Here is a 14,981-nt window from a genome sequence, read left to right as displayed (position 1 = left end):
GGTATTATTATGTTAAAACGGGTTGCCAGGCAACCCGTTTTTTTTTGCATTTGAGAACAAAGTACTAATTTTACCGCGTAATAAATCACAAGATTATGAAAAAGACGCTATTTCCCTTTCTTTTTTTATGCTTTACCGTATACATAAATGCGCAACGTACCGCCAACGGGCTTTTTGTTACAAAAGATACCGTTATAGGAAAAGCGTTTGACGGAAACGATATTGTGGCCAAATGTTACCAGCCACAACACAAAATTTACCGGTGGCATTGGGATGGTTTTTCAGACAACCTGTTACTCGAACTGAGACAGGCAAACAAGAAAGGAACCTCGTTCAAGAATGAAGGAAACGTCGTGATGATCGATCTGGAAGATAAATCTGTAAAATGGAGCCGGAATGTCAATTACAACAACTCCGAAACAAAACAACAGGGGAGGTACCTCTTTCTCGCCGAAAAAAAGAAAAACCTTTGCCTCGATCCCGAAACAGGAAAGGTACTTTGGGAGAACAAAAATGACTTTTATTTTATAGACCCGGAACTGAACATAGGCGTGGGTTATCCGCTCCAAAGCATGTCGAATAACTTATCGGCCATCGATTTATCCAACGGAAATATTCTGTGGACCAAGCCGGTTGACCGGACACGCGGCTGGGACGATGCTTACATGCTGACCGACTCCATTCTTCTGGTGTCCGTCAACGGAATTCAGGCACTTGAACTGCCTACAGGAAAGAGCTGGTCGTACAAAGCAACCACCAGTCAAAAGAAGATCGGGAAAATGATCGCAACCAACGCCGCAGGTATTTTGCTGGGGGTTCTCACGGGAACCGTCATGTATCAAACAAACCCCGACGAGGTTACGGAAATGGTTTCAAATATGCTGATCGATGAAGAAAACACGATCGTTCTCGCTTCCCGAGATATGATTTCCCGGGTAGGAAACTCGGGAGAAATTCAGTGGAGTATCCCGCTACCTGAAAAAATCACATCGAAATCGTCCCTTTTCCTGAAAGATTCGGTCATTTATATGATCAATCGCGGTTATGCCTTCTACAACGGTGGTTTTTCCACGGTTGGCGACCCTTATTTCGCTGCTTTTAACCTTAATGACGGCACCCAACGGTATTTAAACATGATTCCCGAGAAAAAAGAGTTCATCCGGAATTTTCAGGTTATCAACGACGTGCTTTTCCTGGTTTTCGAAAACAAAATCGTCACCTATTCCCTTGCCGACGGCAGCCTGCTGACGGAAAAAATAATCGGTCTCGAGAAAGGTGAACGACTGGATACTTTTGTGGAATCCGGAATCTATGCCCTGCAGGGCGATTCTACTTTTATGGATTTGGCTGCCGCTTACCCCGAACAGAACCTGATAATGACGTCTGAGAATCGAGTCATCTCGCTGACTGACAGTTTAGAAACACTAATAACGTATGACAAGAAGGATGTTTTCAAAAAAACAATCGATAACGGCAATTATAAATTCCTGACTAACGATGAAAAAGAGTTCACCGTTTGTGATTATTCGGGAAAAGCGTTAATGAAATTTCGGGCATCACCCAATATGTTTATGAGAAACAACAAATTGTATGCTTTCGATAAAGATTTGTTTTGGGAATTAAGCCTAAGTGCGTTCGTACGATAAAAACTTGATGTAATTTTAGTCGGTTTCGGTTATTTTTTATAATTTTGCAACCCGAAACGTTGCCACAATAGCTCAGTAGGTAGAGTAACGCATTCGTAACGCGTCGGTCGCGAGTTCGAATCTCGCTTGTGGCTCTTTCACCAAAAGCCTTTAGCCGCCCGGCTAAGGGCTTTTTTAGTTGGTGCCGCAGATCTCCCGGATAAACCGTTCTTCCGCCTGATGCACCCAATCCCGGAAGTTTTCATCGGGCCGGTAATGCGGTATAAAGTTCAACAGTTTGTTCAGTTTAAATTTCGTACTGCTTATTCCCGCTCCGGAAAGGCTGGCATCATAAGCATTAAACTCCTGCTCCACGTGTACGGGAATCATCAGAATGGGTTTTTTGTAATAGAGTGCCTCGCACACCGACTCAAATCCCGAGGTGGTGGAATATGCCATACTGCCCGCCATACTTTTCAGGAAAAGATCGTCATCGATGCGATACAGTATCAGGTTTTCGTCTATCACCGTCACCTCATCGGCATCCTTCTTGTCCCAGAAGAAGCGCAGCGGAATGTGGGGGTTTTTAGTGTGCCAGTCCAGCACTTCCTCGTAATATCCGGTATTGATCATATAGCCGTGGATATAATCTCCGTCGGAGGGTTCATTTTCAAAGACCTCCTGTCTGAGCAGTGGCGGAACAACCACCAGGTTCTTCTCAATGCTTCCGGGCATATCACGGAACGAAAGTGCCAAGATTTTGGACGAACACTGGCAGGTAACCTTCGTTATCATCCGAAGAAAATAATACTTGATGTCCTGTTCGCTGGTGGTTTTGTATTTCGGATTCAGCAGCATGTACTGGTGTGCGATGCTGATTAATTGAACATTTAACTTCTTATCAAACCGATAGGTTCTAAAAGCCACTCCGGTAACCATTTCATAAAAATTGACCACCGCGTCGGGACGATATTCCTCTATCTTGGATTTGACGAAAAGAATGCTTTTCCGAAAGATGAACGATTGCGAAAAATTACCAATGACGCTCAATACGAGGTTTGGCCGTTTTTGTTTGTATAATGCGGTGAAATTAGGGCTTCTAAAATCAAAAACAGGCGCATTGATTTTATCGAGATAAAACCGGGGAATTTGTCGCGAGTCGTCTTTACCCACCAATACGGCCACCACTTCGTGTCCGTGTTTTCTTAACATAGACGCCAATGCGAGCGATTGCGTAAAGTGTCCCCTGCCCTCGCCCTGTACGGTAAATAAAAATTTCACAGTTATTTATTCTTGATTTCGCGCAAAGATATAAAATTATTGTCACATAGGGGCCATAACCTCACATGGATTTACCGGTCGAACGTCAATGCTTCCCCCGAAGCCGATTCAACTACATTGCCGTTATCAAACACCAGATTCCCGTTCACAAACGTTTTCTCGATGCTGTGCCGGAAAGTTTCACCTTCGAACGGCGACCAACCACATTTGTACAGGATATTGTTTTTGCCTACGGTATAGAGTTTATCAGGATTCACAAGCACCAGGTCGGCAAAATATCCTTCGCGGATATATCCCCGGCCTCTCACCTGAAAAAGTTCTGCAGGCGCATGGCACATTTTTTCCACAACAAATTCTTTCGACCAGAGCCCTTGTAACGACAACTCCAACATAGCCTGCAGGGAGTGTTGAACCAACGGCCCGCCAGAGGAAGCTTTCAGGCAACCGCCCTCTTTCTCGCTCAACAAATGCGGAGCATGATCAGTTGCCACAATATCCAGCTTTCCCGATATCAGCGCAGAACGCAAGGCATCACGGTCTGCACGCGTTTTTATCGCCGGATTCCATTTGATGCGTGTGCCCAACCGGGCATAATCCTCATCGGTAAACCAAAGGTGATGAACGCATACTTCTGCTGTTATTTTTTTGTCTTTTACAGACGACTTACTGAACAAACTCATTTCCCTGGCAGTGGAAAGATGCAACACATGCAGGCGGGAACCGTACTTGTCAGCGAGTTCCGCAGCTTGTGCCGAAGAGCGGAAGCATGCTTCTTCACTGCGGATAAGCGGATGGTACAGAACAGGAATATCTTCTCCGAACCGCTTCCTGTAGGCATCCACATTGTCACGGATAATTTCCTCGTTCTCGCAATGCGTGGCAATTAGCGAATCTACTTCGGCAAAGATCCGCTGCAGTGTTTTTGCGTTGTCTACCAGCATGTTTCCGGTAGAAGCGCCCATAAACACTTTCACCCCGCAAACGTTCTTTTTGTCGACTTTTTTCAGTTCCTTGATGTTGTCGTTGGTGGCACCCAGGTAAAACGAATAATTGGCAATGGATTTTTGTGCGGCCAGATCAAACTTTTCGTGCAAAGCATCTATCGTCACGGTTTGCGGGTTGGTATTGGGCATTTCCATAAACGAGGTTACGCCTCCAGCGACAGCGGCCCTGCTCTCCGAATAAATATCACCCTTGTGCGTAAGTCCGGGATCACGAAAATGCACCTGATCATCCAATACCCCGGGAATAAGGTACAAGCCCCTTGCATCGATAATTTCACCGCACTGCTGAAGGATAATTTCGGGGACTTCGTTCTCAAATACTTTCGAAATCCTGTCTCCTTCTACAAGTACAGAACCCGTAAAGGAACGGCCTTCGTTAATAAGGATTGCCTTATGGATAAGTTTCATAATTGTTTGGGTTTAATGTTGCCCGATATTTTTCTCCAGCGCAAATTCATGACACCAAAAAAAGCTTCCCCAAAAATGCTGCTGTTCATTTTGGAGGTCCCCAACTGACGATTAACAAATATGACCGACACTTCTTTTATTTTGAATCCCAATGCGTAGGCCGTATATTTCATCTCGATCTGAAATGCATAGCCTTTGAATTTTATCTCATCCAGGTTGATGGCCTCCAATACCCTTCGTTTGTAACATACAAATCCAGCAGTAGTATCCTTAATAGCTACGCCTGTTATTATTTGAACATATTTCGACGCGAAATAGGACATCAAGACACGTCCTATAGGCCAGTTAACTACATTTACACCGCTGCAATAGCGGGATCCCACCGACATATCGAACCCTTCATCGTGACAGGCAGAATAGAGCCTTAGCAAGTCGTCGGGATTGTGGGAAAAATCGGCATCCATCTCAAAAATATAATCGTACGAATGATCTAAAGCCCATTTGAAGCCATGAATATAAGCGGTTCCCAAACCCAACTTTCCTGACCGCTCCTGAATAAAAAGCCGGGTTGAAAATTCCGTTTCTGCCAAATGGCGTACAATGGTTGCGGTTCCATCGGGCGACCCATCGTCTATAACCAGTATGTCAAATGGCTTTGACAAACCAAAAACGGTACGGATAATGTTCTCGATGTTTTCTTTTTCGTTGTACGTGGGTATAATTACAAGACTGTCGGACATGGTTTTGAAATTTATACCAAAAGTACATATTTTGTCGCAGAAAAAAAAAGAAATACAAAAAACTTGTTTTATAAATAAAAACATTGTATCTTTGCACCTCAATTAATGAAAACATATCGCGGAGTGGAGCAGTTGGTAGCTCGTTGGGCTCATAACCCAAAGGTCATAGGTTCAAGTCCTATCTCCGCAACTACTGAAGGAAAGTTTTAATACTTTCCTTTTTTCTTTTCTACGGGTTAACGCGTCAATCTTCCCAATATCTCCTGCATCTCCGGATCTGGTTTGTGAGCCTGCAGATAACCACGATAAAAAATGATCTGGTATCTTTATGGGCAAAAAAAATAAAAAAAATGGGAGACTCTCATTTTTTTTATACATTTGCAGTGTGAAAATCAAAACAAGAGACAATGAAAAAGTCGTTCTTTTTTATTATCATTCTGTTTATAAACACATTAAATAGCCCTGTTTTTGCACAGCAAAAAGGAGGAGCGTCCTATTATGCCGACAAGTTTCACGGCCGGAAAACATCAAGTGGCATACCCTACCATAGAGACAGCCTCACTTGCGCTCACAAAACCTATCCGTTTGGGACCATACTGGAAGTGATAAATCCGAAAAACGGAAAGAAGGTACTGGTGGAAGTAACCGATCGCGGCCCATACTCCAGAAATAAAATCATCGACTTGTCGTATGCCGCTGCCAAGCAACTGGACATTATCCATCAAGGTGTCACTACGGTGGAGCTCAGCGAATGGATTTGGGACCTAACAAGATTCAAGCCGTTTGTTTTCGAATTCAACAATATCTTTGTGAAAGTTTCTCACCCGGCAGGGAAGAATTTGAAAATAGACAAAGAAAAAGTGCTGAAGTAAATTTCAGCACTTTTTTTGTTATTTATTCTCGTTGGAAAACGAATACGGAAAATCGGACTTTCGGATTCCCCTTGTCCTGTTCGGTTTATCCGACATCTTCACATCAATTCTGGCTCCTTCCATCAAATCCTGATGCTTCACGTAGTTTTTGGTATACGTTTTTCCGTTCAATCTAAAGTCCGAAATGTAACGAGTTGACTTACTGTTCCCTGGAGAATTTATCAGTAGTTTTCTCCCGTTTTCCAGGTGAACGGTTATTTTCTCAAACAACGGTGACCCCAGGATATATTCATCGCTTCCCGGACAAACCGGGTAAAATCCCATAGCAGAAAAAACATACCATGCCGACGTTTGCCCGTTATCTTCATCACCGCAATAACCGTCGGGAGCGGGCGTATAAAGTTTATTCATCACTTCACGCGCCCAGTATTGGGTTTTCCAGGGTTCTCCTGCATAATTGTAGAGGTATACCATGTGCTGAATGGGTTGATTCCCGTGAGCATACTGCCCCATATTCATAATCTGCATCTCCCGGATTTCGTGAATAGGAAATCCGTAATAGCTATCGTCAAAAACCGGTGGCATCTTGAAAACAGAATCCAGCATATTCACAAATTCCTTGTTTCCACCCATCAGATCGATCAATCCTTGCGGATCGTGAAATACCGACCAGGTGTAGTGCCAACTGTTGCCTTCGGTAAATGCATCCCCCCATTTCGTGGGGCTGAAAGGCGACTGAAACGTTCCGTCCTTGTTCTTGCCCCTCATCAGTTTGTACTCAGGTGAATACAAATTACGGTAATTTTGGCAACGTTTCGCGTATAGGTCGATCTCCGCCTGGGGACGGTTCAAGGCTTTGGCCAATTTATAAATTGTCCAGTCGGCATACGCGTATTCCAGCGTGCGCGCCGCATTTTCTTTGATCTTCACATCATAAGGAACGTAGCCAAGTGTATTGTAATATTCATGCCCCAACCGCCCGGTAGACGAGACCTTCGGATGTACATTCTCCGTTCCGTGTATCATTGCCTCATAAAGCGTTTCGATATCGTAGCCGCGTAACCCTTTCAGGTAAGCATCGGCCACCACCGAAGCCGAATTGTTCCCAATCATGATTCCACGGTGTCCAGGACTTGCCCATTCAGGCAGGAAGCCGCTCTCTTTGTACGTATTAATCAACCCCTCCTGAATCTCCTTGTTGACAGACGGGTACATCAAATTCAGCAAAGGAAACAGGGAACGGAATGTATCCCAAAATCCGGTATCTGTATACATATATCCGGGGAGTACCTGCCCGTTGTAAGGGCTATAATGTATTGCATTTCCCTGGGCATCAATTTCGTAAAACTTACGGGGAAAGAGCGTTGAACGATAAAGGGTGGAATAAAAAGTGCGTTTGTTGTCAATATTGTCATCTTCAATCTCTACTTTGCCCAATACTTCATTCCACGATTTTCTGCCTTCCTGCTTAACATTTTCGAAACTCTTGCTTTCAACCTCTTTCAGGTTTTGCCACGCCTGATCGTAACTGATGAAAGAGGATGCAACGCGCGCTACTATTTGCTCGCCGCGCTGTGTTTTGAATTTAACGATTGCTCCGGAATGATCGCTTTGCGTTTTATCGGCTTTTTTCTTTCCGATCATTGCATCTCTTACGTCAAAATATGTTCGAAACGGCTTATCGAAAACAATTACAAAATGGTTTTTGAAATTATCGGGGACTCCGCCGCTATTACGGGTTGTATAGCCGATAATTGCATTTTTTTCAGGCAAAACCTCCACCGAAGATCCTTTATTGAAAGCATCGATTATCAGGTTTGCGTCTTCGGTTTCGGGAAACGTGAAACGGAAAATAGCCGCGCGTTCCGTTGGTGTAATTTCGGTTGTCACATCGTAATCTGCCAGATAAACGCTGTAATAATAAGGTTTGGCAATCTCCGCCTTGTGCGAAAACCAACTGGCACGTTCTTCTTCGTTAAAAACCGTTTTGCCAACAATTGGCATAATCGAGAACTGGCCATAATCGTTCATCCAGGGACTTGGTTGGTGTGTCTGCTTAAATCCGCGGATCTTATCCGCATCGTAGCGGTAAATCCATCCATCGCCCATTTTTCCTGTCTGAGGAGTCCAAAAATTCATTGCCCACGGCAGGGCAATGACAGGATAGGTATTTCCGTTGGAAAGTTCAAACTTGGATTGAGTTCCTACAAGAATACTCACATAATCAACCGGTTCTAATTTATCCTGTGCGTGAACAAGATAAACGCTCAGCAACAAAAGAAGAAACACTGAATTTGATTTCATTACGCTTATTTTTAAGTGTTTAATAGGTTCATTTTATTTTCCTTCTCTAATTTAAGAATCAATTCTCCAAAAAGAGTGTTAACCCATGCGAACCATGTTCGTGTAAAATTTGCAGGATCATTTTTATGAAACGATTCATGCATGAATCCGGTACCGGCGTCAGTATCACGAAGCATTTGTATACAATGTCGAATCTCATCGTCGCTCTGGCTTGTAATTGCACGCAAAATAATACTCATGGGCCAAATCATATCATAACCGATGTGTGGTCCACCAATTCCCTCCCCTGCAGTTCCTTTAAAGAAATACGGATTATCTTTGCTCAACACGAAATTACGCGTATTTCGGTAGATAGCGTCATCGTCACATTCGCCACCCAAGTACGGAATTGCCAATAAACTTGGGACATTAGCATCGTCCATCAGGTAATAATTTCCAAATCCGTCCACTTCAAATGCGTAGATTTGACCGTGGTTGGGATGTGTGGTGACCGCATATTTCTTAACAGCTACATCAACCTCGTCGGCCAGGGATTTGCACTCTTTCGCAAAAGAAGCATCCTTGGTAACCGATTCCGAAATTTCGACCAATTGCTTCAGCGAGGTTACGGCAAACATATTGGAAGGAACCAGAAATCCAAAAGTGGTAGCATCATCCGAAGGACGGAACGAAGAAACGATTAATCCGACAGGATTCACAGGATTCCCCAATCCCTTATTATTTACCGTATCCAACTGGCGGTCGGTAACACGTAGGAAAGTATATGGCCCTTCATTTTCTTTTCGTTGTTGTTCCCTGAAGGTTTTCAACACCAATGCCATCGCTTTTCGCCAATCGGCATCAAAGACCGAGGTATCGTTGGTCGTTTTCCAATAATGGTAAGCCAGACGAATAGGATAACAAAGTGAATCAATTTCCCACTTGCGCTCGTGCACCTCGGGTTTCATATCGGTATTGTCCGTTCTCCATTCCCCTTTGGGATTAGGATTAGGATAAAATGCGTTCGCATAAGGGTCGACAAGTATACACTGCGTTTGCCTGTTTACAACGCCTGCAATCATCTGTTTGAGTTGATTGTCTTCGTTCATTAAAGGAAGATAAGGCCAAACTTGCGCCGAGGAGTCACGAAGCCACATGGCATCGATGTCCCCCGTAATTACAAAAGTATCGGGTTTCCCGTTTCTCATTGAAAAATTCACGGTTGTATCCAACGTGTTCGGAAAACAGTTCTCGAACATCCAAGCCAATTTTTCATCTTTAATCTTGGACTTAACCCTTGTGATGGTCGTTTCCACAGCCCTTGAAACAAATTTTCTTTCAGAAACAGGAGGCCGTCGTGACACATATTTACCCGCCTGGCCGGAAGTTGTGATTTTTCCTTTCGCCCAGGAAGGATTTACAGCCAAGGCCGTAAGCCCCAGGGCACTTTTTTTGATAAAATTTCTCCTTGAAGTCATTTTTATTCACTTAATTTTAGTAATGTCGCCGAGTCCGGCGAAAAGTTCAATCATACAAGCATTATCGAGCAACCATTTATAGGGTTGTGTCGACTTTTTCCTCCAGTCTTTTCCAAGCAGGTTATGCTCATCTGCTGTATTGCTCCAGGCAAAGTGAGCGTTTTCAAGCATGGATTGAATATATTTCTTGTTTCCGTCCACGATATAAAGCGCTTTTAATCCCCTGAAAAGTATTGCATTAAACCACGGAGTATCGGGATAGAACACTATTCTTCCCTCCGCAGTTGATTCAACAGTTGTAAAATATTGATAAGTTCCCGATGCTGTTTTTTGAGCATCAGTCAGGTATGTTCTGTCACCGGTAATCTGGTAAAGCAAAACTCCCGCTTCGATCATTTGCCCGCTGTTGTAAGTATATTTCCTTTTATCAATTTTTCCATCAAGCGCAACATTATCCCAATAAACAAAATCAGACCGGTCCAGTAAATTGTTTTTTGTCCAGAGATAAGTCTCTACTGCACGTGAAAGGAATTTTTCATCGCCGGTTAACTGATACAACCTGGCACTGAGTACGGCTGACGGAGCATTGGAGCAGGTGTTTTTACTGGTTTTTTTTTGCTCACACCAATAAACTCCCCCACCCAGGTTACCGTCCCATCCGCTGTAAACAAAGTCATATATTTCAAGTGCTTTATCGAGGTATTTCTTGTTTTGAGTATTTGCGTAGAACGTACAAAAATCAAGTGCCAGCCATACATTATCATCATAGAACCTATCACTGTGTCCCGCAAAAATAGGATAAGACTGATAACCTCCGGGGTGACGCGATGTATCGAAGTATTTCTCCAACCCCGGCAACAAGCGCTTCTCCATCAGATCAAGGTATTTTTTTTCCTTCGTAAAAGCATACAGGGCAACCGTTCCAGAAATCACACCCGAGTAAGGCCATAAAAAAGACACTTCCTGTTTTTGTTTTTGAGTGCTCCCCTCAGCCAGGTAATTTACTTTGTGATCGGGATTTATCGGATAGGTTTCCGACAACAATCCGTGTTCAGGAACATCATAAAGTCTTATAACATTAGTGAGAATAAAGTCAGCAATCTGCTTTTCATTGCCTATTCCTTCCACTTTTTTACCTGGAACTCCGGCATTACCAGCACAGAATAGCAAACCGGTAAAAACAAAAATAAATATCAATATTTTTTTTTTGCCCACCATCTGACTTTGAAATAAAACAGGTAATAATTTTTTTACGAAAAATCTATCGGCAATTTCTTGCGAAAAGCATCTTTGAAGCACATCAACGTTTCGGTTCTGGCCAGACCAAGAGGTTGAAGCTGACTGTGGATAATACGAAGTAGATCTTTGTTGTTTTTAGCGAACACTTTAATTAACAGGTCATACTGCCCGGTAGTGTAATAACACTCCACCACTTCGGGGATTTTCTCCAATTCTTTCACTACGCTATCGAAAGACGAAGGCGATACAAGAAACAACCCCACATAAGCACACGTTTCGTAACCTATCTTTTCAGCATCAAGGATAAATTCAGATCCCTTGATAACGCCTAAATTGACTAATTTCTGTACGCGTTGGTGAATGGCTGCACCCGACACACCACATTCGCGGGCTACTTCAAGAAAGGGAATTCGTGCGTTGTTTACAATAAGTTTCAGGATTTTCCCATCCAGTTCGTCTAAATCATGATAAGCCATAGTTATACTTTTAATTTGTTAGAAAAATGATTATTTTTTTACAAAAATATAAAAAAACAGGTTCCTAACAGCAAAAAACGAATAAATTATTACCTTTCAAGTGAATCGAGAGCAATAAAAGCAAATAACGATGAAGCGGTTAACAATGCCTTTTCGTCGATGAGAAAATTGGATGAGTGAAGCTTGCCGCAAGCCCCGCTTCTGTCGGCCACACCAAACCGATAAAAACAGCACGGATATTGCTGGGAAAAAAAGCCAAAATCCTCTGCTGTCATGCGTACGGGGTACTCCGAAACCCCGGCTTCGCCTAAAAATTCAATAGCCTGCGAACGTACTTTTTCAGTTACAGCAGCATGACTGACGGTGCACGGATAACCTTCAGGCATAACAATCTCACAGCTACACCCATAGGCAGCAGATACCGAATCAATAATTTGCGGGATGACACCAAGCATCTTCTGTCGTTCGCTTTCGTCCATACACCTGAGTGAGCCGGCAAGCACTACTTCCGAAGGAATAACGTTGGTTGCACCGTCGGCAATGAATTTCCCGAAAGAAAGTGTCATGGGTTGAAACGGATTTCTGCGACGGCTTACCACTTGTTGAAGAGCAATAAGGATGTTCGAAGCAGCCAGCACCGTATCGTTCAGTTCATGAGGTAATGCGCCGTGGCCACCCTCTCCTTTTACCTTAATGTGAATTTCATCGGCAGATGCCATTACCGTTCCGGTTTGGAATGCCACCATTCCGGCTGGTAAGTCCACATAAGCATGCTGTTTTATTACGAAATCGGGGTTAAAATCCCGGAAAACGCCGTCTTTTAACATCAAGGCGGCTCCACCGGGCGATTGTTCCTCTCCAGGTTGAAACACAAACAATACCGTGCCGGAAAATTCACTTCGCAGCGAATTCACTATTTTGGCTGTCCCCATCAACGATGCCGTGTGTGAATCGTGGCCACAGGCATGCATGATACCATCGGTCACCGATTTATACGGCACATCATTTCTTTCGTGTACAGGCAAAGCATCCATATCGGCAACAAAAGCGGCAGTTTTGCCACCCCCTTCTTTTTCACCTACGACCCACGCCAGAATTCCATATCCTCCGATATTTCTGCGGTACGGAATTTTTTCGATATCCAAAAACTCCGTAATGTACCTTGCCGTATTTTCTTCTTTATAGGAAAGCTCGGGATGTTGATGTAAATAGCGGTAATGTCCGACAATTTCGGTAAAAATTTTTTCCGATTCTTTTCTTATCATTACCGCATTATTTGCCATTTCCATCCGGTCTGTTACTTTGGGCATTATTCCCTGTGATTTACGAAAGTTTATGGATTACCAGGCCTGAACGAAGTTTCGGTTCAAACCACGTTGTTTTGGGAGGCATGATGTTGCCAGAATCAGCAATATCCATCAACTGCTTCATGGATACAGGATAAAGTGCTATCGCCAATGCCATTTCTCCGGTGTCCACCCGTTTTTTCAATTCTCCCAAGCCACGGATTCCCCCCACGAAATCAATACGCTTATCGGAACGCAGGTCTTTTATTCCCAAAATCTCGTCCAGGATAAGGAGGGATGTAACCGTTACATCCAGTGCACCTATAGGGTCGTTATCGTCATAGGTTCCGGGTTTTGCCGTCACACTGAATGAACGTCCGTCGAGATATACCGAGAAGTTGTGTAAGTTTCCGGGTTTCTGTATTTCGGAACCGGTAGGCTCAACCAGGAAATTCTTTTCCAGTTTTTTCAAAAATGCGTCAGGGGATAATCCGTTCAAATCCTTTACCACCCGGTTGTAATCGATAATTGTCAACTGATTGTCCGGAAAACAGACCGCCATAAAATAGTTATACTCCTCATCCCCCCTGTGGTAAGGATTATTCTTTGCCTTTTCAGCACCTACAAGGGCAGCCGCTGCGGAGCGGTGGTGTCCATCAGCAATATACATGGCCGGGAAAGTGGCGAAAATTTCGGTAATGCGGCGGATATCGGTATCATTGTCAATCAGCCAGAAATGGTGTCCTACACCGTCTACGGAAATAAAATCATATTCAGCTTCCTGCCTGATAATCCGCGCTATTATGGCATTAATCTCTTCATTGTAATGGTAAGCAAAAAATACGGGTTCAATATTGGCATCGTTCACACGCACATGCTTCATCCGGTCTTCTTCTTTATCGCGCCGGGTTAACTCATGTTTCTTGATTTTACCGTTTATGTAATCTTCCACGTAAGCACCGACCACCAGGCCATATTGCGTCTTGCCGTTCATTGTCTGTGCATACACGTAATACATTTCTTTTTCGTCCTGCACCAACCAGCCTTTGTCTTGAAACAACCGGAAATTCTCTGCAGCCTTCGCGTACACATCCTCGTCGTGTTCATCTTTTCCAACCGGAAATTCAATTTCCGGTTTAATGATTCGATAGAGCGATTTTTCATTTCCTTCGGCTTCCCGGCGGGCCTCGTCAGAATTTAGCACATCATACGGACGCGATGCAACCTCTTTTACGAATTGTTTGGGTGGACGAACACCCTTGAATGGTTTAATAATTGCCATTGTTTAAGATTAATATTATTTGTGAATACTGCTGCAAAAGTACTGTTTTTTTCCCAACCTTGTAGTTATTCAGCGAAATTGTTTAACTTTGGTGTGAGCAATCAAACACTTAGTATTATGGGTGGTGAAGGACACATGCTGGACATGATAAAGAAGCTGGAGCTAAACCGCACACAAAGAAAGGAGGTCGGAGGCGGAAGATTCAGGTCGCATAAGCGGCCGCGCATAACGGAAGAATACTTACGGAACATAGAAAGCGTTGAAATAGAAAAAGCTGAGGAAATTTCTTCACAAAAAAAACGGCAATATCAAATTATTGCCATTGTCTCCCTGATTATTGTTGTGGCAGCCCTACTTTTTTTCTTCATCCAGCTATTTTCACACCGATGAGTTTTTTATACGGCAGGTAACACCTTCAAAATTTATTAAAAACAAATAAAACGTGAAGTAATATGATTCAAATTCCCGAACAAAAGATTATCAAGGCAGCCGAAAAAGGCATGGATGAATTTCTGAAGGTGTTTACCGATGCTTACCTGGAAGTGTTAGACGGGGGCATTACGGCAGAGAACATGCATAAGCTAAATGGTTACCAACACACGCTTCTGGCTTTCCGGTTTTTTACGGACGAAGTGCGCGAAGGGGGTTTCGTGCAGTTGATCCAGAACGGATACGGCGGGTACCTTTTTGACAACCCTGCGGCGAAGGCCTTGAAGTCGATGGGAGCTAAAGGGTTATCGAAAATCCTGTACAAAGCCAAGGAAATTTACGATAGCCACCGGGCTGAACTCGAGCGTGACACCACCGAAGAGGAATTCATGGCCATGTATGAACAATTCGAACAGTTCGATGAATTGGAAGAAAAGTATATGGAAATAGAAGAGGAAGAGACTTCTGTTATTGCAGCATACGTGGATGAAAACATGGAAGATTTTGCGGAAGTGGTCAAGTGAATGCTGATAAAAAAAATTGCGTATCGACCGGCCAAAAGAAAATAAAGAGGATAT

13 protein-coding genes and 2 tRNA genes are annotated in these 14,981 nt (G+C 43.5%); 6 read left to right on the top strand and 9 right to left on the bottom strand.

The genetic code is table 11. The features are described 5' to 3' along the window. Nucleotides 1-95 precede the first annotated feature (95 nt). Together KCV26_12010 and KCV26_12005 are read left to right on the top strand one after the other, a co-directional pair. Complete coding sequence (locus tag KCV26_12010) at nucleotides 96-1,646, top strand: PQQ-binding-like beta-propeller repeat protein (protein WZX36019.1); 1,551 nt, start codon at nucleotides 96-98, stop codon at nucleotides 1,644-1,646. Between the two features lie 61 nt (nucleotides 1,647-1,707). Continuing rightward, a tRNA-Thr gene (locus KCV26_12005) sits at nucleotides 1,708-1,780 on the top strand. A 40-nt stretch (nucleotides 1,781-1,820) separates the two neighbouring features. Here the strand turns inward: KCV26_12005 and KCV26_12000 are convergent. From KCV26_12000 to KCV26_11990, 3 genes are all read right to left on the bottom strand, one after another. After that, nucleotides 1,821-2,906, bottom strand: a complete 1,086-nt coding sequence (locus KCV26_12000; protein ID WZX36018.1) for a glycosyltransferase — start codon at nucleotides 2,904-2,906, stop codon at nucleotides 1,821-1,823. Between the two features lie 71 nt (nucleotides 2,907-2,977). Beyond that, nucleotides 2,978-4,318, bottom strand: coding sequence for a dihydroorotase (locus KCV26_11995; protein ID WZX36017.1), 1,341 nt, complete (start codon nucleotides 4,316-4,318; stop codon nucleotides 2,978-2,980). Continuing rightward, on the bottom strand, nucleotides 4,315-5,058 hold the full coding sequence (locus tag KCV26_11990; GenBank protein WZX36016.1) for a polyprenol monophosphomannose synthase: 744 nt from the start codon (nucleotides 5,056-5,058) through the stop codon (nucleotides 4,315-4,317). Before KCV26_11990 ends, KCV26_11995 begins: the two co-directional genes overlap by 4 nt. A 117-nt stretch (nucleotides 5,059-5,175) precedes the next feature. On the opposite strand from KCV26_11990, the gene KCV26_11985 reads away from it, so the two are divergent. Next, nucleotides 5,176-5,248, top strand: a tRNA-Met gene (locus KCV26_11985). A gap of 217 nt (nucleotides 5,249-5,465) precedes the next feature. Continuing rightward, nucleotides 5,466-5,930, top strand: coding sequence for a septal ring lytic transglycosylase RlpA family protein (locus tag KCV26_11980; protein ID WZX36015.1), 465 nt, complete (start codon nucleotides 5,466-5,468; stop codon nucleotides 5,928-5,930). Between the two features lie 18 nt (nucleotides 5,931-5,948). Here KCV26_11980 and KCV26_11975 read toward each other — a convergent pair whose 3' ends face one another. The 6 genes from KCV26_11975 to KCV26_11950 form a co-directional block, all read right to left on the bottom strand. Next, nucleotides 5,949-8,234: a GH92 family glycosyl hydrolase gene (locus KCV26_11975; GenBank protein WZX36014.1), complete on the bottom strand. Its 2,286-nt coding sequence runs from the start codon at nucleotides 8,232-8,234 to the stop codon at nucleotides 5,949-5,951. An 11-nt stretch (nucleotides 8,235-8,245) separates the two neighbouring features. Beyond that, nucleotides 8,246-9,691 carry a glycoside hydrolase family 125 protein gene (locus tag KCV26_11970; protein WZX36013.1) on the bottom strand — a complete coding sequence of 482 codons (1,446 nt, stop codon included), beginning with the start codon at nucleotides 9,689-9,691 and terminating at the stop codon, nucleotides 8,246-8,248. A 6-nt stretch (nucleotides 9,692-9,697) separates the two neighbouring features. Continuing rightward, nucleotides 9,698-10,909 carry a hydrolase gene (locus KCV26_11965; GenBank protein ID WZX36012.1) on the bottom strand — a complete coding sequence of 404 codons (1,212 nt, stop codon included), beginning with the start codon at nucleotides 10,907-10,909 and terminating at the stop codon, nucleotides 9,698-9,700. A gap of 32 nt (nucleotides 10,910-10,941) precedes the next feature. Further along, a complete protein-coding gene (locus tag KCV26_11960; GenBank protein WZX36011.1) occupies nucleotides 10,942-11,406 on the bottom strand; it encodes an Lrp/AsnC ligand binding domain-containing protein in 465 nt (154 codons plus the stop codon). Between the two features lie 89 nt (nucleotides 11,407-11,495). After that, entirely contained in the window at nucleotides 11,496-12,689 is a 1,194-nt protein-coding gene (locus KCV26_11955; GenBank protein ID WZX38389.1) for an amidohydrolase, read from the bottom strand. Nucleotides 12,690-12,729: 40 nt separating this feature from the next. Further along, nucleotides 12,730-13,974 carry a DUF1015 domain-containing protein gene (locus KCV26_11950; GenBank protein WZX36010.1) on the bottom strand — a complete coding sequence of 415 codons (1,245 nt, stop codon included), beginning with the start codon at nucleotides 13,972-13,974 and terminating at the stop codon, nucleotides 12,730-12,732. A 93-nt stretch (nucleotides 13,975-14,067) separates the two neighbouring features. On the opposite strand from KCV26_11950, the gene KCV26_11945 reads away from it, so the two are divergent. Together KCV26_11945 and KCV26_11940 are read left to right on the top strand one after the other, a co-directional pair. Further along, nucleotides 14,068-14,364 (top strand): hypothetical protein, encoded by a 297-nt coding sequence (locus tag KCV26_11945; GenBank protein ID WZX36009.1) that lies wholly within the window; start codon nucleotides 14,068-14,070, stop codon nucleotides 14,362-14,364. Between the two features lie 62 nt (nucleotides 14,365-14,426). After that, on the top strand, nucleotides 14,427-14,927 hold the full coding sequence (locus tag KCV26_11940) for a DMP19 family protein (protein ID WZX36008.1): 501 nt from the start codon (nucleotides 14,427-14,429) through the stop codon (nucleotides 14,925-14,927). The last annotated feature ends 54 nt before the right edge of the window (nucleotides 14,928-14,981 follow it).

Origin of the sequence: Petrimonas sulfuriphila, from assembly GCA_038561985.1 — a bacterium.
GTDB classification, from domain to species: domain Bacteria; phylum Bacteroidota; class Bacteroidia; order Bacteroidales; family Dysgonomonadaceae; genus Petrimonas; species Petrimonas sulfuriphila.
The sequence above is the reverse complement of the archived record's forward strand: the minus strand, read 5'-3'. Positions and strand labels throughout refer to the sequence as shown.